The following is a 22,615-nucleotide window of genomic DNA, read 5'->3' on the forward strand; positions in this document are numbered from 1 at the left end:
TTATAAATTGTAGAAAGTTGGTTAGTTATGAAACTTCCAAAAGAAGGCGACTTTATTACAATTCAAAGTTATAAGCATGATGGGAGTCTTCACCGCACTTGGCGAGACACCATGGTACTAAAAACAACAGAGAACGCTATTATCGGCGTCAATGACCATACACTCGTTACCGAGAGTGATGGCCGTCGTTGGGTGACTAGAGAACCGGCTATTGTTTACTTTCACAAGAAATATTGGTTTAATATTATCGCTATGATTCGTGAAAATGGTATCTCCTACTACTGCAATATGGCAAGTCCTTACTATCTGGATGAAGAAGCTTTAAAATACATTGACTATGATTTGGATGTTAAAGTTTTTACAGATGGTGAAAAACGCCTCTTGGACGTTGAGGAGTACGAACGACACAAGCGAAAAATGAAGTATTCTTCTGATCTAGACTATATTCTGAAAGAGCATGTTAAGATTCTTGTTGATTGGATTAACAATGAACGTGGCCCCTTCTCTCAAGCCTATGTCAACATTTGGTACAAACGCTACGTAGAACTAAAGAATCGGTAAAGTTGTCAGAGGTCAGGATTAAAATCCTGACCTCGTTTTTTTATAATCAAAAAACCTGCCTTAAGGCAGGTTTTCCTTTAAATATCTAACTTTGTAACAGTAAATTTAATGTGGGAATAGTCTTTCTCAATATCCTTATCTACCATAAAGGCTGTTGCATCCTTCTTGACCTGCACCAAGTCGATATTCTGGGCTTGAGCTGCATAGACACAGCCACAGTAACATTGGCGATAAATGTCGTACTCTTCACACATTTCTACAGAGCGTTTGTAGCCTTGATTTTTCTTAAAATCGCTGGGAAGATAGTGAGTGGTGTAAATTTTCTGCACATCAATTCCAATACTATTGATGGTTTGCGAATTTTTATGAGGGCTGATAGTTAGGGCAGAGCCAAAGTAGTCAAATCCTAAGTCCATAGCCACTTGCGCTGTCTTGTCCAAACGATAGTCAAAGCAAACTTTGCAACGGTCCCCACCTTCAGGTTCTTCTTCCAAACCTCGAACCAGTTTACGGTATTCATTGGGTTCGTATGGTGCTTCTAGGTATTGAACATTATTTCCTGTTCGCTCATTAAAATCACTTACAAACTTTTGGGTCACATAAGCACGCTTGTGATACTCAGCTTTAGGATGGATATTTGAATTAGCAAAATAAATGGTCACATCGGCATACTTAGTCAAGTACTCTAAAGTGTAAGTACTGCAGGGAGCACAACAGACGTGCATGAGAATAGTTGGTCTTTCTTCATTTTTTTCCCAAACTTGGACCATCTTTTGCATGACACGGTCATAGTTGATCTTTTGATTGGGATTCATCTTGCTTAGAATTTCTTCTACATCAATCATGCTCTTCTCCTTTTCTTCTTGTTATTGTACCACAGGATACTACTTTGAGCAAATAGGGTTTCGTGCTTTATTCAGTTTTCAAGTCCTGATTTAATAGCTTACCCATCCTTTTTAGGCTGATTATTAATATAGGATAAATTAAAAGTAAGATAAGACCTAGAACTAAAAAAACAGCTACAAGACCCCAACGATCAATCAACCAACCTGTCAGTGGGAAAATGACAATCATGGAAAGACTAAAGAGCATGGAATTGATACTAAGCATAGTCGCTCTTACACTAGACGGTAAATAGCCTTGTAAATCATTGAAATAGATTGGTTGATAAACTGCATAGAGTGTATCGGTTAAAAGATATACGATAAGAAAAGCAAAGGGAGTTCCAGAAAACACCAATAGTAAGGCCAAGCCCGTTAGTGCAACAAGAGTCGGAAAAACTCGATTGCTATTCCATTTTTCACCAATTTGACTAGCTACATAAACTGCTATAAGATTTAAGCCACTACCAATCAGCATGACCAGCGATACCTGCCATCCTGCTAAGTCACTTACTTTCTGCTGATAGTAAAAGTAAAACATGCACATGAGTGTTCCGACTAGCTGATAAGTCATCATCCAATAAAAGAGTACTGGCTTTTCATGCCATTCTTTTCGAACTTGCAGGACAATCGTTTTAAAGGTTAATGCTTCATTTTTTTCTCTCTTAGCCATTGGTTCTTTCATCAAATAAATCAAGATTATAGAAAGAAAAGATAATCCAATAGCAATTAGATAGGTCCAAGCCAATGCTCCGTGAATAAAGAAGCCTGCCACAACTGTACCTAGGGTTCGGGTGACTTCTGCCACACCAGACAAAAAGCTAGAAATCTGAAGATAACGGTCCTTTTGACCCGCTTCTATCGCAGAATCATATAAGAAAGCGGTGCTGGTCCCCGAATCAAAATTGTAGGACCAAGCATTAACCATCATAGCGACAGCATAAATCCAAAAATTCCCCTGACCAAATAAAATCAAGATAGAGGATACAATACTGGCCAAGCGAGCCAAATAGAGATTGGTCTTGTAGCTAAACCGATCGGCCAACATACCAGACGGAATTTCACATAAGAGGCTTGTCCCGTGAAAGATACTTTCTAATAGACCGATTTGAAGTAAGGAAAGACCATTTTGAATGAAAAATAAAATCCAAAAACTGGTGATTCCAAAATAAGATGTAAATTCCAGACCTGCCAGGAGTGGAATATTGCCTTTGTAAGTTCTTTTAAACATTGTTTTCTCTCTTTCAATATGTATTATGATTGTTTCTAAAAGACTTACTGAGATTTGCCTACATTTTCTCCACCTCTTTCATTTAAAGTAAAAACGCCAGCTGGCGTTTTTATAGTTATTAAGGTTTGATACGGTGCAACATACGTGGGAATGGAATAGCTTCACGGATGTGTTTAGTTCCAGCTGCGAAGGTTACCATACGCTCGATACCGATACCAAATCCACCGTGTGGTACTGTACCATATTTACGAAGGTCAAGGTAGAATTCGTACTCTGTAAGATCCATTCCAAGTGATTCCATCTTAGCGACAAGGGCATCGTAGTCTTCCTCACGCATGGAACCACCGATGATTTCACCGTAACCTTCTGGTGCAAGCAAGTCTGCACAAAGCACGCGATCTGGGTTCCCAGGAACTGGTTTCATGTAGAAAGCTTTGATGTCTGCTGGGTAGTTAATCACGAAGGTTGGTACACCAAAGTGGTTTGAAATCCAAGTTTCGTGTGGTGAACCAAAGTCATCTCCATGCTCAAGATGTTCATAGTCTGCATCTTCGTCGTTTTCATGCTCTTGCAAGAGGTCAATGGCTTCATCGTAAGTAATGCGTTTGAATGGCTCAGCAATATAGCGTTTCAAGAGCTCTGTATCACGCTCCAATGTTTCCAAAGCTTGAGGTGCACGATCTAGAACACCTTGAAGCAATGCTTTTACATAAGCTTCTTGCAAGTCAAGTGACTCATCGTGTGTCAAGTATGAGTACTCAGCATCCATCATCCAGAACTCTGTCAAGTGACGGCGAGTCTTAGATTTCTCTGCACGGAATACTGGACCAAAGTCAAAGACGCGACCTAGAGCCATAGCACCTGCTTCAAGATAAAGCTGACCAGATTGACTCAAGTAAGCTGGTGTTCCAAAGTAGTCTGTTTCAAAAAGTTCTGTAGAATCTTCTGCCGCATTTCCTGAAAGGATTGGGCTATCAAATTTCATGAAGCCATTCTTATCAAAGAACTCATAAGTTGCATAGATAATAGCGTTACGGATTTGCATCACTGCTACTTGTTTGCGTGAACGCAACCACAAGTGGCGGTTATCCATCAAGAAGTCTGTCCCGTGTTCTTTTGGAGTAATTGGGTAGTCTTGCGATTCACCGATGACTTCAATGTCTGTAATATCCAACTCATAACCAAATTTTGAGCGTTCGTCTTCTTTAACAATCCCTGTTACAAAGACTGAAGTTTCTTGGCTTAGACGTTTGATCGTATCAAATTTTTCAAGACCTACTTCTTCACCAAATTTCTCGATAAAGTTTGGTTTGAAAGCCACGCCTTGGAAGAAGGCAGTTCCGTCACGCAATTGCAAGAAAGCAATTTTTCCTTTTCCTGACTTGTTAGCAACCCAAGCACCGATAGTGACTTCTTGACCAACGTAGTCTTTTACTTCGATAATTGTTACACGTTTTGTCATGTTTTATCTTCCTTTTTTTGTTTAACTTGTCTAAAGACATTATTACCCACTATTGTACCACAAATAATGCCTGATAGCTAGATTGTTCGACAGAAATTCATAAGTTTTTAAACACAAAAACCTCCGCCAAGGGGACGGAGATTTAGCTTCTTATTTTTCCATAAATTGGTGCAAGCGACGAATAGCTTCTTTGAGTGTATCTAGGTCTGTCGCATAGCTGAGACGGACATTCTCTGGTGCTCCAAATCCTGCTCCTGTAATCAGGGCCAGACCCACTTCCTCAAGAATAGCCGTTGTAAATGCTGTTACGTCTGTATAGCCTTTCATCTCCATAGCTTTTTTAACATTTGGGAAGAGATAGAAAGCTCCTTGCGGTTTGACTACTTCAAAGCCAGGGACTTGGCTCAAGAGAGGATAAATGGTATTGAGACGTTCCTCGAAAGCCTGACGCATGGTTTCTACGGAGTCTTGTGGACCAGTTAAGGCCTCGATTGTTGCGTATTGTGAAACAGCGGTTAGGTTAGAAGTTGTTTGACCAGTCAATTTGCTCATAGCAGCAATAATTTCTGGATCACCTACTGCATAACCAACACGCCATCCTGTCATAGCGTAGGCCTTAGACACTCCATTGATAACAATAGTTTGTTTGCGAATAGCTTCTGAAAGACTGGAGATTGGAACAAATTCATGACCGTTATAGACCAAACGACCATAAATATCATCTGCTAGGATAAGAATATCATGTTCAACAGCCCAATTTCCAATGGCTAATAATTCCTCACGAGAGTATATCATACCGGTCGGATTAGATGGTGAGTTAAGAACCAAGACCTTAGTCTTACCTGTGCGAGCAGCTTCTAATTGCTCCACAGTTACTTTAAAGTGATTGTCTTCCTTAGCTTGGACAAATACTGGAAGACCTTCAGCCATCTTAACCTGATCCCCATAGCTGACCCAGTAAGGAGTAGGGATGATGACCTCATCACCTGGATTAATCACAGCCATAAAGAAAGTATAAAGAGAGAACTTGGCACCAGTCGCAAAAGTGACTTCATTTGCCGCCACAGAATACCCATAATAGAGCTCAAAATAGGTATTGACTGCAGCTTTTAACTCAGGCAAACCTGAAGCTACCGTATAGAAAGACGCGCGACCATCTCGAATGGCTGCAACCGCAGCGTCCTGAATATTTTCAGGAGTATGAAAATCGGGCTGACCTAAAGTCAAGAAAAGAACGTCTTTTCCTTCAGCCTTTAACTTCTTTGCTCTTGCATCACTAGCCAGAGTAACGCTTTCTTCCATCTCTAAGACACGTTTGGATAATTTCATTGTTTCTCCTTTTCGACTAAGGCGCCAGATTCAAAATCTACCAGATAATAGTCTCCTCCGGACTTGATTTCCCAGACAGGCTTTTCAGCGTACCGTCCGAAGGTAATCTTGTCGATCTCAGTTGCTCCTTTTTCTCTGACAACTGCTTCTGCTTTTTCTTGAGAAGTACCATTTTCTAGTTGATATACGTAAATATTGTTGCTACTTTTCTCTATTAAGACAGCAACTGGTTTCTGGTTCTTATCTTGGCCAAGAACACTATAATAGCTTTCTAAACCATTGAAGATATCAATCTGGCTAACCGTTTCTAGATTTGCATACTGCTTAGCGAGTCTTTCACCTTCTACCTTTGCAGTTTGATAAGGCTTCATGCTGAGCCATACCAAGTAGAGAAAGGAAGAAGTGACGACTAGAGTTAACAAAGTTATACCAATAATGTACTGAAATAATAGGGAATTTTTTTCTTTTTTCTGTCTCTTTTTCACTCGTCTATTTTACCATCTATCCTAGTGAATTACAAGTGAAGTTAGGGGAGGAATCTGGATTTTCAATACGTTTTTAGGATATCATTACATAACTTCAAGCCGTGTTTTTATAGACTTTTCTACAGTCTTCATTTTTAATTAAAAACTTAGATTCTATTGATTTTATTTTCTGAGCATATCCCTTGCAAATGATTTTATCGTGTTGTAACATATATTGTAACAACAGAGTGGTTCTGATTAAAAGATTAAAATTAAAAGGAGACTCCCTATGTCTAAAAAAGTATTGTTTATCGTTGGTTCACTTCGTGAAGGTTCATTCAACCACCAAATGGCACTAGAAACTGAAAAGGCACTTGCTGGCAAAGCCGAGGTAAGTTACCTTGACTACTCAGCCATTCCTCTCTTTAGCCAAGACCTTGAAGTTCCTACACTTCCAGCTGTTGCAGCGGTTCGCGAAGCTGTTCAAGCTGCTGATGCTATCTGGATCTTCTCTCCAGTCTACAACTTCTCAATTCCAGGGACTGTAAAAAACTTACTAGATTGGCTTTCACGCGCCATTGACTTGTCTGACACTCGTGGAGCATCTGCTCTTCAAGATAAAATTGTTACGGTATCATCTGTAGCTAACGCTGGACACGATCAACTCTTTGCGATTTACAAAGACCTCTTGCCATTTATCCGTACACAGGTTGTTGGTGATTTTACCGCAGCTCGTGTTAATGATTCTGCCTGGGCAGATGGTAAACTAGTCCTTGAAGATAGCGTTGCTGCTTCTCTTAAACAACAAGCTGAAGATTTACTTCGAGCTATTCAATAATAAAAAAGATAGTAGAAAATCTCATTTCTACTATCTTTTTGTTTATTCAACAAATTCTCCAATCATACTATGTTTTAATGGTAAACTACACATTACTAAAAGGAAAATGAAGGAGGACTGAATCCAAAAGAGGGCCAAATCAAAAATTCCATGCACAGCAACTACTGTTAAGAATGAAAGATAAAGACCAACAATCGGACGCTTGCTCGGCTCCTGACTCATATCAATCAACATTCGAATTGGACCAGAAGAAGCTATTCCTAACAATACCGTTCCAACCACACCGTAACTCAATATCGTATCAATGTATATACTATGAGCATGTTCGTGATAAGGAGCAAAAATACGAGGATAGGAATGCATATAAGTTAGGGGCCCCTCGCCCCAGAAGGGATTTTGTTTGAATAAGGTCATACCTGCATTCCAGATCGACACTCGTTCTTCCATAGACGAATCGAGCGTTCCCATTCGAACTCCCAAATCACTCGAGAAGAGAAAGGCTAAACCAACACCAAAGACTCCGATACTGAGCCAGAAGGCACGCCAGTTCTTAATGGTAGTGAAAAGATAAATAATCGCACCAAAGATAATAGCTGGAAAAGCTGTTCTATTTTGGGTGAAATTCAAGCCAAACAAATTTGCAAAGATTGCAATGAGAGAGAAAATTCTCAACCATCTCAATCTAGTCGTACTAATTAGGTAAAATCCAATCATAATACAGAAGCAACAGATAATCCCATAATAATTAGGATTAAAGAAAGCTACCTCTGCACGGTTCTGATGCCAGACCTGCATCTTAGGTGATAAGAAAGTATAATCAAATTTCTTTACAATCTGAAAGTGCTCTAAAGCTGCAAAAACTGATGCTAGCACACTAAGCGACATAACCGATTGCAATACTAATCTGAAAAACTTAGGGGTTAAATGGGCTTGGTAATAGTAAAAGAAAATTGCAAAGAGGAACATTCCTAAAGTGGAAACCATCCCCATCACATTTTGAGCTAAAAGAGAGATAACACCGCTATAGCCGATAAATAATAGTAAGATAGAATGGTGGGACAATCGTTTTAATATCCCCTTCATCTCTCCTGTAAATATTAGACCTATTAAGTAGGCGATAAAAATAATAACAAAAATATAAAAAGGCAAGAAAATACTTAGAATAACAGCAAGCAAGACTAGCTCTTGCTTGGATAAGCCTTTCAATTTTTCAATGATACCTATTGATTTCACAACAGATCCTTTCTCTCTGCGCTATAAAGCTCAGATAAATAAACTATTAAAACATTTTACCATTTTTCAAATGATTTGAAAACCACTTTGTCCATGTCATCCTGACTAAAACTAGGTAAAATTTTATAGCGAGCTAAGATATCTCTCAAAGCGCGCATCCTTTTTTAAAAATATGGTACAATAAATCTAGTTGTTCCAGAAAGGACCTAGTATGAAATCCTACCAAGAAGTTTACAAAATCTTAGCTCATGAAACAGATTATTTAAGCGGAGAGAAAATCGCTGAAATATTAAACCTCTCTCGCACCTCTGTTTGGAAGGCTATCCAACGCCTCCAGCAGGAAGGTTTAGAAATTGACAGCATCAAAAACCGTGGCTACAAACTTCTTCACGGTGACCTAATCTTACCTCAAGAAATAGAAGCTAACAGCCCAATCTCAGTTCAATTTAAACCCATCACCAAATCAACCCAGAGTGATGCTAAGGAGGCCATGGAAGCTGGTGCCAAAGGAGACACACTCTACCTATCAACAGGCCAAACTATGGGACGTGGTCGATTTCAACGCCCCTACTATTCTCCAGAACAAGGTGGAATTTACATGTCTCTCCACCTCAAGCCCAATCTCTCTTATCTAGATCTACCGGCTTATACACTCCTGACTGCAGCCGCAATTTATAAGGCTGTTAAAAACCTTTGTCTAATTGATTTAGATATCAAATGGGTAAATGATTTATACCTAAATCAGAAAAAAATAGCCGGTATTCTAACCGAAGCCATCACTTCTGTCGAAACAGGCCTTGTCACAGATGTTATTATTGGTGTTGGTATCAACTTTTCTATCGCTGATTTCCCCAAAAACCTACAAGGAAAAGCTGGAAGTCTCTTCTCTCAAAATAGCCCAATCACTCGCAACGAGCTGATTGCAGAAATCTGGAAATGTTTCTACGAAACTGAGGCCGATGAGCTGCTTTACCTTTATAAAAAACAATCAATTGTTTTAGGCAAAGATATTTCCTTTAAGAAAGATCAAGAAATCATCTCAGGAAAAGCTTGTGATATCTCTGACCAGGGTCAACTACAGATCCAATTAGCTACTGGTGAAAAAATCTGGCTCAATAGTGGCGAAGTTTCTCTCACTAAATGGTGAAGATTTTTTAAAAATAAAAAAACGACCTCTCTTTCGAGAAGGTCGTTTTTCTTATCATTTATTTTTTCAAACGCTCAACATCACGCGCAATCACAAGTTCTTCATCAGTTGGGATGACAAGTACACGAAGTGTCGCAGCATCTGTAGAAATGTCTCCAGTTACTCCAAAGACATTTTTCTCTGGATCTACATCACAGCCAAACCAAGAAATACCTGAGATGACTTTCTCACGGACAAGCGTTGCATTTTCACCAACACCAGCAGTAAAGATAATAGCGTCTGCCCCGTTTAGGACTGCCAAGTATTGTCCAATGTGTTTTTGGATACGGTCAACATACATTTCAAATGCCAAAGCAGCATCATGATCCCCTGCTTCCATTGCAGCAATCACATCACGCATATCACTAGACTTCCCTGAAACACCCAGCAATCCTGACTCACGATTAAGAATACGACTGATGTCCTCAGGCTTGTTAAAGTCCTCTGTATATTGCATTAAATAAGGAATGATGGCTGGGTCAATATCCCCTGTACGAGTTCCCATCATAACACCACCAAGTGGAGTGAATCCCATAGAGGTATCGATTGATTGACCTCCCTTAACAGCTGTGATAGAAGCACCATTACCGATATGGCAAGTGATCAATTTCAACTCTTCTAGTGGACGTCCCAAAAGTTTTGCTGCTTCTTGAGCAACGTACTGGTGACTTGTACCGTGTGCTCCATATTTACGAACCTTGTTTTCTGTATAGTACTTAGTTGGTAATGGATAACGATATGCCTTTTCTGGCATTGTTGTGTGGAATGATGTATCAAAGACTGCTACACTTGTGATATCTGGTAACAATTCTTTGAAGGCACGAATACCAGCTGCATTAGCAGGGTTGTGCAATGGAGCAAGAAGTCCTAGTTCTTCAATTTTTTCTAAGACATCACCTTCAACAACTGTAGACTCTTTGAAGTATTCTCCACCTGCAACAACACGGTGTCCGACACCAGTAATTTCATCATAAGTTTTAATAATATTAAAACGAATCAAGTCATCAAGTAAAATCTTAACAGCCAAGGTATGGTTTTCAATATCAAGAACTTGTTCTTCAGAACGACCATCAAACTTAACTGTTGAAACAGAATCCTTCAATCCGATTCGCTCAATTAAACCTTTTGCAAGCACCTTTTCTTCTGGCATTTGATATAGTTGCCATTTCAAGCTAGAGCTTCCAGCGTTAATTGCAATGGTTTTTGTCATAAATTTATTCCCCTTTTTAAGCGTTTTCAACTATTATACCAAAATTTGCACTAGATTTCATGCCCTTGACACCAATTTTGAAAATTTTCCTTAAATTCCATCAAAATTTCAGGGTCACGAAGACTGGTAAGTGGATAAACAAATGGTTCAACTCCTTCTCCTGTCTTCTTTTGTAGGACAAAAATGCTCTTAGACTGAGCTCCTTGAGCGAAGAGATCCTCTGGTAAGGCCACAATAGCCACTAGTTGGGCCTGTTCATTCAGCCATGATTTCAAAAGGTCACTCTGAGGACTTGTCAGGAGATCTGTTGGAGCTAGAAAAATCGCATAGCCTCCTGTCCTGAGATACTTGAGTGATTGTTCCATTAACAAATGATGAGCATAAGTATGTTCATTCTTAGCCGCTACTTGATAACGTGAGGCTGTCTGATTATCTGGATAGTAACCGACAGGCAGGTCGCTCACAATGATGTCACTTTCTTTTAATACTTGTGGACGCACTGCGTCTCCTTGGACAAAGCCCATTTGAAGATCCATTACTTCTGCCATGCTTGCCGCCAAGTCAATCAAGAGGTCATCAAGTTCTATTCCCAGGTAGTCTACTTTTTTGTTTATAGATGTCAAGAAGCTAGTACCCAGAATTCCCATCCCAGATCCCAATTCCAATAAGCTCACATTTTCAGCAGGGAAAAGTTGTTCAATGATAAAAATCATCAAGTGACCAACCGCATCTGGTGTGAACTGGTGATTGGCTTGAAGAGGTTCTGTTTGAGCTGCCTTCATTAACAAAAATTGATAGGTCCGTAACCACTCCTCTTTTCGAAGTGCCAAACGTTTTAAAACTTGATTGTTTTTCTTGACATCTTCCAGATTTGTTTGACCATCCAGATAGATCCCATTTTGTTCAATCAAGGCATCATAAAAGCTTGTCGCCAAATCGTTTTGAATGATTTGGACATTTTCTAGTAAATAGGTATATGCTTGTTCAATTTTTTCAAAATCCATAATCTTATCTTACCAAAACTTGGATTATTTTTCCATTCTGCCTTATGAGAAAATAAACTTAAAAACAACAAGGAGATTTCCTTGTTGTTTGGTATTATTCTTCCTCTTCTTCAGAGTCTTCGTCGTCTTCTTCAACGAGATCGACATCTTCCCCAAGATCGTCTGGTGCGATTTCGTTGATTTCAGCGTCGTAGGCTTCTACTTCGTTCTTCTCATCGTCTGGATTTTCATCATCATAAGAAAGAGCTGGATCTTCTTCGTAGGCATCCTCATCCTCTGGATCATCCGCACCATAATCAATGGCATCCGTATCTCCATCCATAAAGGCATTAACACGTTTTTTCTTAGCCTTAGGTGCTACTTCTTCATCGTCACTTTCTTCAAGAGCAATGATTTCTTCGTCAATTTCATCAACTCCATACCATGAACGAAGGCCCCATTTGTTATCTCCAAGAGAGATGAAGCTCCCATCAAAGTTCAACTCTGTATAGAACAAAGGTAGTGCTTCGCGAATATCGCTATTAGAGGTACCAAGATAGTTTTGGATTTCATTGACCAAATCGCTAAAATGCATTTCGTGGTCGCGACCACGTTGTTCCAAGATGGCACGAGCCACCTCAATCATAGATAGTTCACTTTTTTCTTGCCCAGCAAATACTTCTAATTCCAAAGCGTTTCTCCTCAATTTTACTACTATTACCAGAGCAAACAAACTCTGGTCTCATTTTATCATGTACTCTTTATTGTACGATAATTTTCCTTATTAGTCAAAGGTTTAGAAGAAATTAATGTGAAATATTTCAGCTACTTTAAAGACCTGTAAACTACACTCACAGGTCTATTGATTTATTTATGACACAAGGCCGCAGCTCCAATACCAACCACAAACTGCAAGAGGATCCCTACAGAGATAAAGGACCATTTGTTGCGCCATATTAAGTAAAAGGCCCCTTTCAGATCCTGCCAGTAACTCCGTTTCATCTCAATCCCTTTCTTTTTCTTTCATTCCCCTAGAATATCGGAAAAGCCCTCCCTTGTCAATGCGTTTCAAAAGAAAAAGGCTGGGTAAGCCAACCTTTTCTATTTATTCAGCTAAGAGCACTTCTTTGATGGTTTGTTTTTGGAGTTTTCTGTTGGATAGATAAAAGAGACTTTCATAAACCACAGCAAAAACGATCAAAGTCCAAAAGCACACATTCCAGTCAAAGTTGTGCTCAATCTTTTCAGGTACCGTGTCTTTGATCACACCAATCAAGATTTCCATGATGCCATATTGATAAACCGTCCCAAGGGCAAATCCTAGATAGGCCCAGAAACGATAGGGAACGAGAATATGACTTTGGCATTCACGATCGGTGTAGCCAAAAGCCTTCATAAGAGCCAAAGTTTCGCGACTTTCTGAGACCACAATTCCCAATGACAAAAAGAGGATCGAGAAAGAAAGGATCAAACCAATCATAATCATCATCGTTTGGATGATGTCATCAGTATAGTCCCTTAGGCCAAAAGACAATTGAACCATGGCCGCGAAACACATGGAGCCAAAGACCACAAAAAACAAGATCGATTTTCTCCCCCAAATCAGCGACGAAGACAGCTCTTTTAGGAAGGATTTCTCTTTCTTAGGAGCCCTCTTTCTCCTTTTGACCTTGATTGGACTTGGGGATCTTTTCAATAAGCGAAGGGCCGGCGTTTGTAGTTGTCTTCTAGCATAACAAATCGCAAGGACCATAAAGAAAGTCGTTGGCAGCATCACCAAAGCAACTAAGAGCTGCCAATGAAAATGAATGGTAATGTCTGGCAAAATCCCCTTCTCATTGCGAAAGTCATAAAAATGTCCCATCATTAGAAAAGAAGCGAAATAGCCAACAAGCGCTCCAACTCCAAAACTGAATCCAAAAACCCAAAATCGTTTCGCCAACTGGCCATTGCTATAACCCAAAGCCTTTAAAATTCCTAATTGTTCCTTGTGGTCATCGACAAATTGTTTGATATAAAAACACATGAGAAGGATCGACGTCAAGGACAAGACAACCCCACTGACCATGGCCACCATCCAAGATAGCGAAACCTGGGCATCATAGTAGGCCGTAATCATCGGATTGGTTTTAGAAATCTCCAACTGCTCGATATCCAGGTAAAAATTCAAGAAGAGATTGGCCACAAAGACCGCACAGGCTCCAATGATACTGACGACAACTAATTTTCGAATATCTTTTACTGAAAACATGACTTACCATCCAATCTCATAGGCAGTCTGAGGCTGATCGTTGGTTACAACTTGGGTAATCTTGCCACTATTGACGCGAATGATGATTCTGGCCATATCCGCAATATTTTGGTTATGAGTCACCATAATTAAGGTAAAGCCCAACTTTTCCTTCAACTTCCAGATATAGTCGAGAATCTTGCGCCCTGTTTCTTCATCGAGGGCCCCCGTCGGCTCATCTAAGAAAAGAATCTCAGGCTTTTTGGCTAAGGCACGAGCAATAGATACTCTCTGCTGTTCCCCGCCAGACAATTCACTCGGATACTTGTCTAGCTTATCACCAAGCCCCAAATCTTCGATGATCTGCAAAAAAACATGATTGTTTGCCAGATCAGCTCCCATCTTAACATTTTGTCTAACCGTGAGATTCGGCAATAAATAATACTGCTGAAAAATAAAGGCAATCTTCTCACGTCTAAAGGCTGTCAATTGAGCATCTGTGAGTTGAGACAAATCCTGTCCTTGAATGAGAATATGCCCCTCATCTACCTTTTCTAATCCTGATAACACGTTTAAGAGGGTTGACTTTCCTGATCCAGAAGGACCTAGGATAACTACATCATCCTGGTCTTGAATCTGCAAATCAATCCCTTTTAAAACCTTGGTTTGGCCGTAGCCTTTGTAAACATTTTCTAGTTGAATCATTTCTTTCCTACCATTTCTTTGATGAGAGATTGACAAACTTCTGTCAATAAACCAATCACTTCTTCCATGCTGAACTGATAAATACCAGAAGCAACCATAGAGGCCATCCCGTGTGAGTAGATGAATAGATGCTGGTACAAGCGACTAGCCTCCTCTAGCGTCAACGGATAGTCTGCGACAATCGAATCCAGAACCATTTGGTAACTATGATCCTTCATGGGAAGAAAATCTTGAAAGCGACGAATCGGATCTTTGCTAGGATTTTGGAAAAGCAATTGAAAGAGTTGGGGCTCTTTTGAGGCAAACAGGATATAAGCAACCCCGACAGATCGAAAAGGCTTCTCATCTTCTAGGGCCTTGCGAATATACTCCACCACTACCATTTCCGCAGCAACAATAACCTCTGCTTGTAACTCAGCCATATTTGCAAATTGCCCAAAAATGACTCTTGGTGTAGCTCCCAGTTTTTCCGCTAATGCTCGAGCCGTCAAACTAGCTATTCCCTCTTCTCTCACCAATTGTAAAGCTGTCCCAATCATAGCCTCTTTACTAAATTTAACCTTAGGTGGCATAAGACTCCTTTCGCGCAACATTTGTTGCGCAACACTTGTTACACAAAAGAATACCATAACAAAAAAGACTTGTCAAGAAAAATATGTAAAGTAAAAAAACCATCTCACTGATACAAGCGAAGTCTGGTCTACTAAATCTGATCCCGAAGATTCGAACGGCGCTTAAAAACTTTACCCAGAAGGACCTCAAGCCATAGATATCCGCTAGGTCAAAGGTGTTGATGCCAATCGCAAAGGCCGCCTCCACCTCATCTTCACTCATCTGGCTGATCAGCATCATCCCAAGGGCAATGATTAATAAACGCTCATTTTCATTCTTCTTTCATTATAAAGTAAAGAAGACCAGACAGCAATGAATTCGCAAAGCAAAAACACCTCCAGTATTCACTGAAGGTGTCTCTTTTAGTGATAGCTCAATGCACGTTTAAAGGTTTTCCAGATGCCTAAATCATCCGTTTGGAGGACTAGGCTAGCATACATACGTCCGATAAAGGCTGTTGCAGTCACGGCGAATACAACTGTTATCGCAAGAGAAATCCAAGCCTCGATGCTATTTGCATAACCATTAATGGCTCTAAAAGGCATAAAGAAAGTAGAAATAAAGGGAATATAGGATCCAATTTTCAAAATCAGATTGTCTCCTGCAGCGCCTAGGGCAGTAACGCCAACAAAACCAGCTATTATCAAAATCATCAACGGAGATAAGGCCTTACCAGAGTCTTCAGGTCGAGAAACCATAGAACCTAAGAAGGCAGCCAAGACAACGTACATGAAAAGACTAACCAAGACAAACAATAAGGTGTTCAGAGAAAAAGCTTCTCCCAAATGACTTAGAATACCTGAATTAGCCAAGAAAGGCATATCCTTAAAGAATAAAATAGCTCCAAGTCCGCCTACAACATAAATACCAATATGAGTCAAAATGACAAGAAGTAAGGCAATCATGCGCGCGTAAAAGTAGTGGCTAGCACGAATACTTGAGAAGACCACTTCCATAATTTTTGTCCCTTTTTCACTGGCTACCTCTTGAGCAGTGACACTGGCATAAGTAATCAAGATCATATAGAGGAAGAAGCCTAGTCCTGCCGCCGCAAAGGTTTGGACCATCTTTTTACTTTCCTTAGATTCATCAATCTGCTCTGAGAATTGAATCGTTTGTGCCAAGTGCTGTTCCTGTTCCTGAGATAAATGTGCCTCCGAACGATTGAGTTGGTATTGGAGCTCATTCAACCTAGTTGTCACGGCTAACTTTATACCACTTTCAAGTGAAGTTTCACCGTGATAGACTGCCTTGAGAACACTACCTTCTTGATCAATCGTTAGATAGCCCTTGATTTTTTCATCCTTGACAGCTTCTTGGGCGCTTGCTTCATCCTTATAGTTAAAATTAATGCCATTGGTCGATTTAAGACTCTCTGTTACAGCAGGCACCGAACTAACTACTGCCACCTTATTATTCTGAGCCAGAGAGGAACCTTGGAGATAGCCAATTCCGCCAGACAAGCCGATAAAGAGAAAAGGCGAGATTACCATAAAGAAGAAACTCCAGGATTTGACATGACGTAGATAAGTTTCTTTGATTACAACCAACATATTTCTCATACTTCCACCCCTGATTCTAGTTTAAAGATTTCATCAATTGTCGGAGCTTGTTGGTCAAAGGTCGCGATATAGTGTCCTTGAGTCAAGATAGCAAAAAGCTCCTGTCCAGCATTTTCATCATCTAGGATGAGCTTCCAAATCCCCTGCTTGGTCAAGCTAGCATGTGTGACATGTGGGAGTTTTTCCAAGTCTTCCTGGCTCCTTTCACTTGCAACAAAGAGTCGCGTTTTGCCGTATTGATTACGAACATCTTGGACTGGTCCATGCAAGACGACACGCCCATCACGAATCATAAGGATATCATCACATAGCTCTTCGACATTGGTCATGACGTGGTCTGAAAAGATAATGGTTGCACCACGTTCTTTTTCTTTGAGGATAACCTGCTTGAGCAATTCGGTATTGACTGGATCCAGACCACTAAAAGGTTCATCTAGAATGATCAGATCTGGTTCATGCATTAAAGTAATAATCAGCTGAATCTTCTGTTGATTCCCTTTTGAGAGACTCTTAATCTTGTCTGTCAATTTCCCCTTAACTTCCAGTTTCTCCATCCATTGAGGGAGTTTTTCTTTGACTTCTTTTGCATCCATTCCTTTTAACATCGCTAGGTAACGAACCTGCTCTAGAACTGTCAACTTAGGCATGAGACTACGTTCTTCGGGTAGATAGCCAATCTGAGCATAGGTTTCCTGACGAATTTCCTGGCCATCAAACTGAATTTCTCCCTGATAATCTAAAAATTTCAAAATACTGTGGAAAATGGTTGTTTTCCCAGCTCCATTTTTTCCAACTAGACCTAAAATTCTTCCAGGCTGAGCTTGAAAATCAACGCCAAACAAGACTTGTTTGGGACCAAAACTTTTTTCAAGATTGCGGACTTCTAACATAATCCACCTCCTACTAATCTTACCCTCATTATACTCCTTTTTTTAGTTATTACAAGGATTTATGTACATTTTTATTAGTAGAATTTACTAGGTATTTTTTATATCAAAACGAATAAAATACAACTTCATTTTTCTTTCCAATATTCGGCATTTACAAAGACAAAAAAATCCATCCCTCAGGATGGATTTTAGACTGTTAACGCACTTCTGCATTCACTTTTTCTTCAAGCGATGCTTGGATTTTTTCCATGTAGCGTGCGACTTCTTCGTCAGTCAAGCTATCTTCTGGATTTTGGAAGGTCAAACTGTAGGCCATAGACTTCATGCCAAGTCCTAGTTTTTCACCTGAGAAGACGTCAAAGAGTTTGATGTCTGTCAAACGTTTCACGCCTGCAGCTTGGATGGCGTCTACCACATCTTGGTGAGTCACTTCTGCTTTGAGGAGAAGGGCGATATCACGGCTGACTGCTGGGAATTTAGTAATTTCCACAAAGGCTGCTGCTGGTTGAAGGGCTGCCTCAATAGCTGAAAGGTTAAGCTCCGCTACATAAGTTTCTGGAATATCGTAAGCCTTAGCCGTCACAGGGTGCACTTGACCGAGGAAACCGACTACTTGATCACCGAGTGAGATCAAGGCTGTGCGTCCTGGGTGAAGACTCTTGATCTCTTGCGTTGCTGTATAGCTCGCTTCAAGACCCAAGCGAGCAAATAGAGCTTCCAGAATTCCCTTAGCATAGAAGAAATCAACTGGAACCGCTGCTGTTTGGAAGTCTTTTTCAGCGACTAAACCAGTCAATGCAAAAGCAAAGCTGTTGATTTCGTTTGGCAAGTCTTCTTTTGGATTACCTGTTTGTTCAAAGACTTTTCCAACCTCATAAAGAGCCAAGTCTTTGTTCTTACGCGCTACGTTATAAGCTACGGTATCCAAAATACCTGAAACCATATTTTGACGGAGAACAGAACGGTCCACAGTCATTGGCCACATGAGCTCCGTTAAGTTACTTGGTGCAGTCGTAAATTCAACGGCTTTTTCAGGAGTTGTCAGAGCGTAGGTGATGATTTCTGTCAATCCAGCACCTTCTGCAATGGTACGAACTTGACGACGAAGCTTTTGTGTAGCTGTTAATTCACCGGCTGTCCCATCATCTTTTGGAAGGCTAGTTGGCAAGCGATCGTAACCATAAATCCGAGCGATTTCTTCAAAGAGGTCCGCTTCGATAGTGATATCCCAACGGCGACGTGGAACGCTAACTGTGAAGGCTTCTGCATTTCCAGAAAGGCCAAATCCTAGACGACGGAAGACATCCTCTACATCCGCGTAGGAAAGCTCCGTACCAAGGACACGGTTAACGTCTGCAAGGGTTGAAGAAACTTCTACATCAGAAGTGTCCAATCGTCCTGCTGAAACAATGCCTTTACGCACTGTCGCACCAGCCAATTCAGCAATCATACTTGCTGCTGCATCAAGGGCTTCATTAACCGTTGCCACATTGATGCCTTTTTCAAAGCGAGAAGATGATTCAGAACGAAGGTTGAGACGACTACTTGTCTTACGGATAGATTTGCCATTGAAGACAGCAGCTTCAAGGACGACACGAGTAGACTTTTCAGAGATTTCTGTAGCTTGTCCACCCATGACGCCTGCAAGGGCAACTGGTTTGTCAGCAACAGTAATGACTAAATCAGTTGTTTCCAACTCACGCTCTTCCCCATCCAAGGTCACTAATTTCTCACCAGCACGTGCTTCACGCACACAGATGTCATTTCCTTCAAAGGTATCCAAGTCAAAGGCATGCATAGGCTGACCAAAGTAAAGCAGGATATAGTTGGTCACGTCGACGACATTGTTAATCGGACGGATGCCTTCGTTCATGAGGAGGTTTTGCAACCATTGTGGACTAGGTGCGATAGTCACATTGTCCAAGATACGAGCTGCATAATAAGGAGCCTTGTCTGTGTCAATGTTGACTGAAAGAGCATCTGCTGCAGCTTGGTCTGTTTCTGTTAAAGTAAATTCTTTAAAATTGACTGCCTTGTCATAGATAGCTGCTACTTCGTAAGCTACCCCACGCATAGAGAGAGCGTCTGCACGGTTTGGAGTGATGGAAAGCTCGATGATTTCATCATCCAAGTCTAGGTAAGAAAAGACTTCCTCACCTGGAACTGCATCATCTGGCAAGATTTGGATGCCATCTGCAAATTCTTTCGGTACAACAGAGTCAGAAATCCCTAATTCACCAAGTGAACAGATCATCCCGAGTGACTCTAAGCCACGGATTTTCCCTTTTTTAATCTTGTAGTTGTCAGCGATGCGAGCTCCTGGAAGAGCCACCATAACCTTGATACCAGCACGCACATTCGGTGCACCACAGACGATTTGACGGGCTTCTTCTTCGCCAACGTTAACCTGACAAACATGAAGGTGAGTTTCGGGCACATCTTCGCAAGACAAGACCTCACCGACGACAATTTTTGAGAGACCAGCAGCAGGTGATTCCACACCTTCTACTTCGATCCCTGTGGTTGACATTTTTTCAGCCAACTCTTGTGATGGTACATCAATGTCCACCAATTCTTTTAACCATTTATAAGATACAAGCATAATTTAGTTCTCCAGAATGACAGTTGTCACTCTAGTTTTTTTCCTTTCCTATCATTTCATTAGAAGAATCATCTTCTTACCTTAATTTCTTTTTCAGTAACCAATCCGTATCTACCTTTTGCCCAACCATAAAACGATGTTGGCTAAATTTTTCAAAACCATATCGATAATAAAATACTTGAGCTTTTGTATTATGCTCCCAAACACCTAGCCAAGCCCAGGAAAAACCATTTTTTTCGGCATGTTCCAGAGCGAATTCAAATAGTTGCTTACCAAGTCCAAATCCTTGATATGTTTGTAGCACGTAGAGGCGTTGAATTTCAAAAGCGTTCTCTAATTCTCTCTCGGTTTGAGCATTTCCCCAGTTGACTTTGAGAAAACCAGCTATCTCCTCTTCATGCATAATGAAATAGGTTTCGGAGTCAGGATCTTCCAACTCAGTTGACAAAACTCTCAGATTATAAGCCTCTTCAAAGTATTCCTGTAACTGCTCTTCCGTATTATCATGAGCAAATGTTTCACGAAAGGTTTGTTTGGCAATTTTTGCCAACACCTCAACATCTGCTATTTCCACTTTTCTAATCATTATTTAAACTGTTCTGAGAAGCGGACATCTCCTTGGTAGAATCCACGGATATCGTTGATTCCGTAACGAAGCATAGCTACACGTTCTTGTCCAAGACCAAAGGCAAAACCAGAGTATACAGTTGCATCGATACCACTCATCTCAAGGACACGTGGGTGAACCATACCGGCACCCATAATCTCGATCCAACCAGTTTTCTTACAGACGTTACAGCCGGCTCCTCCACACTTGAAGCACGAAACATCCACCTCAACAGATGGCTCAGTGAATGGGAAATAAGATGGGCGTAAACGGATTTGACGCTCTTCACCAAACATTTTTTGTACAATTAACTGGAGGGTTCCTTGTAGATCCGCCATAGAGATGTTTTTCCCAACAACCAAACCTTCGATCTGGTGGAACTGGTGACTGTGGGTTGCATCGTCTGTATCACGACGGAATACACGTCCTGGTGAGATCATCTTCAAAGGGCCTTTAGAAAAATCATGGGCATCCATCGCACGCGCCTGAACTGGAGACGTGTGAGTACGGAGCAAGATTTCTTCTGTGATATAGAAAGTGTCCTGCATATCACGAGCTGGGTGATCCTTTGGAAGGTTCATACGTTCAAAGTTATAGTAGTCTTGTTCTACTTCAAAACCATCCACTACTTGGTAACCCATCCCGATGAAGATGTCTTCAATTTCCTCACTAGTTTGTGTGAGGATGTGACGGTGACCAGTCGCAACTGGGCGACCTGGAAGCGTCACATCGATGCTCTCGCTGGCAAGTTGTGCTTCCACTTTCTTTTCTTCCAAGAGCTTAGCTGTTTCTTCAAAGGCAGCTGTCAAAACATCACGTGCTTCATTAACGTGTTTTCCGATAACAGGGCGCATTTCAGCTGAAACATCTTTCATCCCTTTAAGAATTTCAGTAAGAGAACCTTTTTTACCAAGGACAGAGACGCGCAATTCTTGCATTTCTTTTTTATTTTCAGCAGTAATCTGCTTCAGGCTAGCTAGCGTTTCTTCACGAAGCGCTTTTAATTGTTCTTCAATAGTTGACATAATTCCTCCATCAGTCTCTCGTAGATAAAAAGAAAACCACATGCCAAAAACTCCACACTCGGAGCGTTGACACGCGGTACCATCCGTTTTTATCTGACAAGTCAGACCTTTATTTCCGAATCCATAGGCAAGTGAATTCACCCAGCTTTCATATAGAGAGCTTTCAGTCACGGCTCTCCTCCCTGATATACTTCCCCTGAGATACTAGTCTTGCAGATTCCTATTTAATTATTATTCATTTTATCAAATTTCAAGCATTCTTGCAAGATATTTTGCGACTAATCAACATAGTCTCCACCCTCGAAACCGTAATACTCTTCCAAGCTGAGACCACTTGCAGCGATTTCCTTGGCTTCTTTTCCGACGTAGCGAAGGTGCCATTCTTCAGCCATATAGCCTGTTTCTTTTTCCTTACCTTTGAGATAGCGAACGACAAAACCATAGTCTGCAGCATGGTCCAATAGCCATTGGGCAGCCTTTTCTTCAGTCACTAAATCTCCATTTGTTCCAATTAGGTCAAAGGCAAGGCCAGTTTGGTGTTCACTGTAACCAGGTCTTGCAGAATAACGGTCAGCCTCAGCCTTGCCATCTTTATCTACATAGTTTTGATAAAGCTGAGTTTGAGTTTCATAACTTCTAAAACCACTATAGTTGTCGCTAATCGGGAATCCTGCTTGTTGCATAGCTGCAATGAGTTTCAACAGTTCTGCTTTAGCGGTAGGATTTTCCCCTGGATTATAGTCTTTTGACATAGGATAATGCTTATTAGCGACAACAATCTCATCGTACTTGCCTTGAATGCTGTAGTGATCTCCTTTGTCTACTACTTCTGCTTTCTTTTGACTAGCTGCCTGAGACTTACTTCCCGCAGTTCCTTCTTGGACAGTTTTTTCTTCCGTTGAAGTCTGAGTTTCTGAAGTTACTGGCTTTTCTTGTGAGCAAGCCGCTAATGTCAAGGCTAATAATCCTGATAATACAAGATATCTTTTCTTCATCTTTAATCC

At 40.8% G+C, this 22,615-nt stretch carries 22 protein-coding genes and 1 pseudogene; 3 read left to right on the forward strand and 20 right to left on the reverse strand.

All coding sequences use genetic code 11. The features are described 5' to 3' along the window. The first annotated feature begins 27 nt into the window (after positions 1–27). A complete protein-coding gene (gene ntdP, locus QM859_RS04835; protein WP_414262310.1) occupies positions 28–561 on the forward strand; it encodes a nucleoside tri-diphosphate phosphatase in 534 nt (177 codons plus the stop codon). A gap of 77 nt (positions 562–638) precedes the next feature. On the opposite strand, the gene QM859_RS04840 is transcribed toward ntdP, so the two are convergent. The 5 genes from QM859_RS04840 to QM859_RS04860 form a co-directional block, all read right to left on the reverse strand. Then, a complete protein-coding gene (locus tag QM859_RS04840) occupies positions 639–1,406 on the reverse strand; it encodes an epoxyqueuosine reductase QueH (protein ID WP_004252154.1) in 768 nt (255 codons plus the stop codon). 67 nt (positions 1,407–1,473) lie between these two features. After that, positions 1,474–2,673, reverse strand: a complete 1,200-nt coding sequence (locus QM859_RS04845; protein WP_414262311.1) for an MFS transporter — start codon at positions 2,671–2,673, stop codon at positions 1,474–1,476. 118 nt (positions 2,674–2,791) lie between these two features. Next, positions 2,792–4,135, reverse strand: coding sequence for an asparagine--tRNA ligase (gene asnS, locus QM859_RS04850; RefSeq protein WP_223333518.1), 1,344 nt, complete (start codon positions 4,133–4,135; stop codon positions 2,792–2,794). A gap of 150 nt (positions 4,136–4,285) precedes the next feature. Continuing rightward, positions 4,286–5,464 (reverse strand): pyridoxal phosphate-dependent aminotransferase, encoded by a 1,179-nt coding sequence (locus tag QM859_RS04855; protein ID WP_414262312.1) that lies wholly within the window; start codon positions 5,462–5,464, stop codon positions 4,286–4,288. Then, complete coding sequence (locus tag QM859_RS04860; protein WP_414262313.1) at positions 5,461–5,949, reverse strand: cell wall elongation regulator TseB-like domain-containing protein; 489 nt, start codon at positions 5,947–5,949, stop codon at positions 5,461–5,463. Before QM859_RS04860 ends, QM859_RS04855 begins: the two co-directional genes overlap by 4 nt. A 268-nt stretch (positions 5,950–6,217) precedes the next feature. Here QM859_RS04860 and QM859_RS04865 point away from each other — a divergent pair, with 268 nt between their 5' ends. After that, a complete protein-coding gene (locus tag QM859_RS04865) occupies positions 6,218–6,766 on the forward strand; it encodes an NADPH-dependent FMN reductase (RefSeq protein ID WP_024053906.1) in 549 nt (182 codons plus the stop codon). 42 nt (positions 6,767–6,808) lie between these two features. Here the strand turns inward: QM859_RS04865 and QM859_RS04870 are convergent, their stop codons facing one another. After that, positions 6,809–7,999 carry an O-antigen ligase family protein gene (locus QM859_RS04870; RefSeq protein WP_004252136.1) on the reverse strand — a complete coding sequence of 397 codons (1,191 nt, stop codon included), beginning with the start codon at positions 7,997–7,999 and terminating at the stop codon, positions 6,809–6,811. Between the two features lie 211 nt (positions 8,000–8,210). Here QM859_RS04870 and birA point away from each other — a divergent pair, with 211 nt between their 5' ends. Continuing rightward, positions 8,211–9,146 (forward strand): bifunctional biotin--[acetyl-CoA-carboxylase] ligase/biotin operon repressor BirA, encoded by a 936-nt coding sequence (gene birA / locus QM859_RS04875; protein ID WP_414262314.1) that lies wholly within the window; start codon positions 8,211–8,213, stop codon positions 9,144–9,146. A gap of 58 nt (positions 9,147–9,204) precedes the next feature. Here the strand turns inward: birA and QM859_RS04880 are convergent, their stop codons facing one another. The 14 genes and pseudogenes from QM859_RS04880 to ldcB form a co-directional block, all read right to left on the reverse strand. Beyond that, positions 9,205–10,395: an acetate kinase gene (locus tag QM859_RS04880; RefSeq protein WP_414262315.1), complete on the reverse strand. Its 1,191-nt coding sequence runs from the start codon at positions 10,393–10,395 to the stop codon at positions 9,205–9,207. A gap of 50 nt (positions 10,396–10,445) precedes the next feature. Further along, entirely contained in the window at positions 10,446–11,399 is a 954-nt protein-coding gene (locus QM859_RS04885) for a class I SAM-dependent methyltransferase (RefSeq protein ID WP_414262316.1), read from the reverse strand. A gap of 94 nt (positions 11,400–11,493) precedes the next feature. After that, entirely contained in the window at positions 11,494–12,069 is a 576-nt protein-coding gene (gene rpoE, locus QM859_RS04890; RefSeq protein ID WP_006148015.1) for a DNA-directed RNA polymerase subunit delta, read from the reverse strand. Between the two features lie 176 nt (positions 12,070–12,245). Beyond that, positions 12,246–12,380: a dTDP-6-deoxy-D-glucose-3,5-epimerase gene (locus QM859_RS04895; protein ID WP_368909560.1), complete on the reverse strand. Its 135-nt coding sequence runs from the start codon at positions 12,378–12,380 to the stop codon at positions 12,246–12,248. Positions 12,381–12,483: 103 nt separating this feature from the next. Further along, on the reverse strand, positions 12,484–13,629 hold the full coding sequence (locus tag QM859_RS04900) for an FtsX-like permease family protein (RefSeq protein WP_414262317.1): 1,146 nt from the start codon (positions 13,627–13,629) through the stop codon (positions 12,484–12,486). Positions 13,630–13,632: 3 nt separating this feature from the next. Further along, entirely contained in the window at positions 13,633–14,313 is a 681-nt protein-coding gene (locus QM859_RS04905; protein WP_075566591.1) for an ABC transporter ATP-binding protein, read from the reverse strand. Further along, positions 14,310–14,885, reverse strand: a complete 576-nt coding sequence (locus QM859_RS04910) for a TetR/AcrR family transcriptional regulator (protein ID WP_075566588.1) — start codon at positions 14,883–14,885, stop codon at positions 14,310–14,312. Before QM859_RS04910 ends, QM859_RS04905 begins: the two co-directional genes overlap by 4 nt. Before the next feature lie 134 nt (positions 14,886–15,019). Further along, positions 15,020–15,165, reverse strand: a pseudogene (locus QM859_RS04915) (aldo/keto reductase); the annotation flags it as partial. A 122-nt stretch (positions 15,166–15,287) separates the two neighbouring features. Next, positions 15,288–16,487 carry an ABC transporter permease gene (locus QM859_RS04920; protein ID WP_414262318.1) on the reverse strand — a complete coding sequence of 400 codons (1,200 nt, stop codon included), beginning with the start codon at positions 16,485–16,487 and terminating at the stop codon, positions 15,288–15,290. Then, positions 16,484–17,377 (reverse strand): ABC transporter ATP-binding protein, encoded by an 894-nt coding sequence (locus tag QM859_RS04925; protein WP_371620459.1) that lies wholly within the window; start codon positions 17,375–17,377, stop codon positions 16,484–16,486. Before QM859_RS04925 ends, QM859_RS04920 begins: the two co-directional genes overlap by 4 nt. Before the next feature lie 196 nt (positions 17,378–17,573). Then, positions 17,574–19,979: a phenylalanine--tRNA ligase subunit beta gene (gene pheT / locus QM859_RS04930; protein WP_414262319.1), complete on the reverse strand. Its 2,406-nt coding sequence runs from the start codon at positions 19,977–19,979 to the stop codon at positions 17,574–17,576. Between the two features lie 76 nt (positions 19,980–20,055). Further along, a complete protein-coding gene (locus QM859_RS04935) occupies positions 20,056–20,565 on the reverse strand; it encodes a GNAT family N-acetyltransferase (protein WP_036757072.1) in 510 nt (169 codons plus the stop codon). Further along, positions 20,565–21,611, reverse strand: a complete 1,047-nt coding sequence (gene pheS, locus QM859_RS04940; protein ID WP_414262320.1) for a phenylalanine--tRNA ligase subunit alpha — start codon at positions 21,609–21,611, stop codon at positions 20,565–20,567. The genes QM859_RS04935 and pheS overlap by 1 nt, the downstream gene beginning before the upstream one ends. A 278-nt stretch (positions 21,612–21,889) precedes the next feature. Further along, on the reverse strand, positions 21,890–22,606 hold the full coding sequence (gene ldcB / locus QM859_RS04945; RefSeq protein ID WP_414262321.1) for an LD-carboxypeptidase LdcB/DacB: 717 nt from the start codon (positions 22,604–22,606) through the stop codon (positions 21,890–21,892). Positions 22,607–22,615: the final 9 nt, after the last annotated feature.

It is taken from the genome of Streptococcus infantis (assembly GCF_047463175.1).
GTDB lineage: Bacteria > Bacillota > Bacilli > Lactobacillales > Streptococcaceae > Streptococcus > Streptococcus infantis_AC.

What these genes read in the sequence shown, in the direction of transcription:
- ldcB (WP_414262321.1), bottom strand. Translation starts at nt 22,606, where the DNA reads ATGAAGAAAAGATATCTTGTATTATCAGGATTATTAGCCTTGACATTA.
- ntdP (WP_414262310.1), top strand. Translation starts at nt 28, where the DNA reads ATGAAACTTCCAAAAGAAGGCGACTTTATTACAATTCAAAGTTATAAG.
- QM859_RS04900 (WP_414262317.1), bottom strand. Translation starts at nt 13,629, where the DNA reads ATGTTTTCAGTAAAAGATATTCGAAAATTAGTTGTCGTCAGTATCATT.
- QM859_RS04925 (WP_371620459.1), bottom strand. Translation starts at nt 17,377, where the DNA reads ATGTTAGAAGTCCGCAATCTTGAAAAAAGTTTTGGTCCCAAACAAGTC.
- QM859_RS04880 (WP_414262315.1), bottom strand. Translation starts at nt 10,395, where the DNA reads ATGACAAAAACCATTGCAATTAACGCTGGAAGCTCTAGCTTGAAATGG.
- asnS (WP_223333518.1), bottom strand. Translation starts at nt 4,135, where the DNA reads ATGACAAAACGTGTAACAATTATCGAAGTAAAAGACTACGTTGGTCAA.
- QM859_RS04855 (WP_414262312.1), bottom strand. Translation starts at nt 5,464, where the DNA reads ATGAAATTATCCAAACGTGTCTTAGAGATGGAAGAAAGCGTTACTCTG.
- pheS (WP_414262320.1), bottom strand. Translation starts at nt 21,611, where the DNA reads ATGTCAACTATTGAAGAACAATTAAAAGCGCTTCGTGAAGAAACGCTA.
- QM859_RS04840 (WP_004252154.1), bottom strand. Translation starts at nt 1,406, where the DNA reads ATGATTGATGTAGAAGAAATTCTAAGCAAGATGAATCCCAATCAAAAG.
- QM859_RS04935 (WP_036757072.1), bottom strand. Translation starts at nt 20,565, where the DNA reads ATGATTAGAAAAGTGGAAATAGCAGATGTTGAGGTGTTGGCAAAAATT.
- pheT (WP_414262319.1), bottom strand. Translation starts at nt 19,979, where the DNA reads ATGCTTGTATCTTATAAATGGTTAAAAGAATTGGTGGACATTGATGTA.
- QM859_RS04905 (WP_075566591.1), bottom strand. Translation starts at nt 14,313, where the DNA reads ATGATTCAACTAGAAAATGTTTACAAAGGCTACGGCCAAACCAAGGTT.
- QM859_RS04885 (WP_414262316.1), bottom strand. Translation starts at nt 11,399, where the DNA reads ATGGATTTTGAAAAAATTGAACAAGCATATACCTATTTACTAGAAAAT.
- birA (WP_414262314.1), top strand. Translation starts at nt 8,211, where the DNA reads ATGAAATCCTACCAAGAAGTTTACAAAATCTTAGCTCATGAAACAGAT.
- QM859_RS04920 (WP_414262318.1), bottom strand. Translation starts at nt 16,487, where the DNA reads ATGAGAAATATGTTGGTTGTAATCAAAGAAACTTATCTACGTCATGTC.
- QM859_RS04865 (WP_024053906.1), top strand. Translation starts at nt 6,218, where the DNA reads ATGTCTAAAAAAGTATTGTTTATCGTTGGTTCACTTCGTGAAGGTTCA.
- QM859_RS04845 (WP_414262311.1), bottom strand. Translation starts at nt 2,673, where the DNA reads ATGTTTAAAAGAACTTACAAAGGCAATATTCCACTCCTGGCAGGTCTG.
- QM859_RS04895 (WP_368909560.1), bottom strand. Translation starts at nt 12,380, where the DNA reads ATGAAACGGAGTTACTGGCAGGATCTGAAAGGGGCCTTTTACTTAATA.
- QM859_RS04910 (WP_075566588.1), bottom strand. Translation starts at nt 14,885, where the DNA reads ATGCCACCTAAGGTTAAATTTAGTAAAGAGGCTATGATTGGGACAGCT.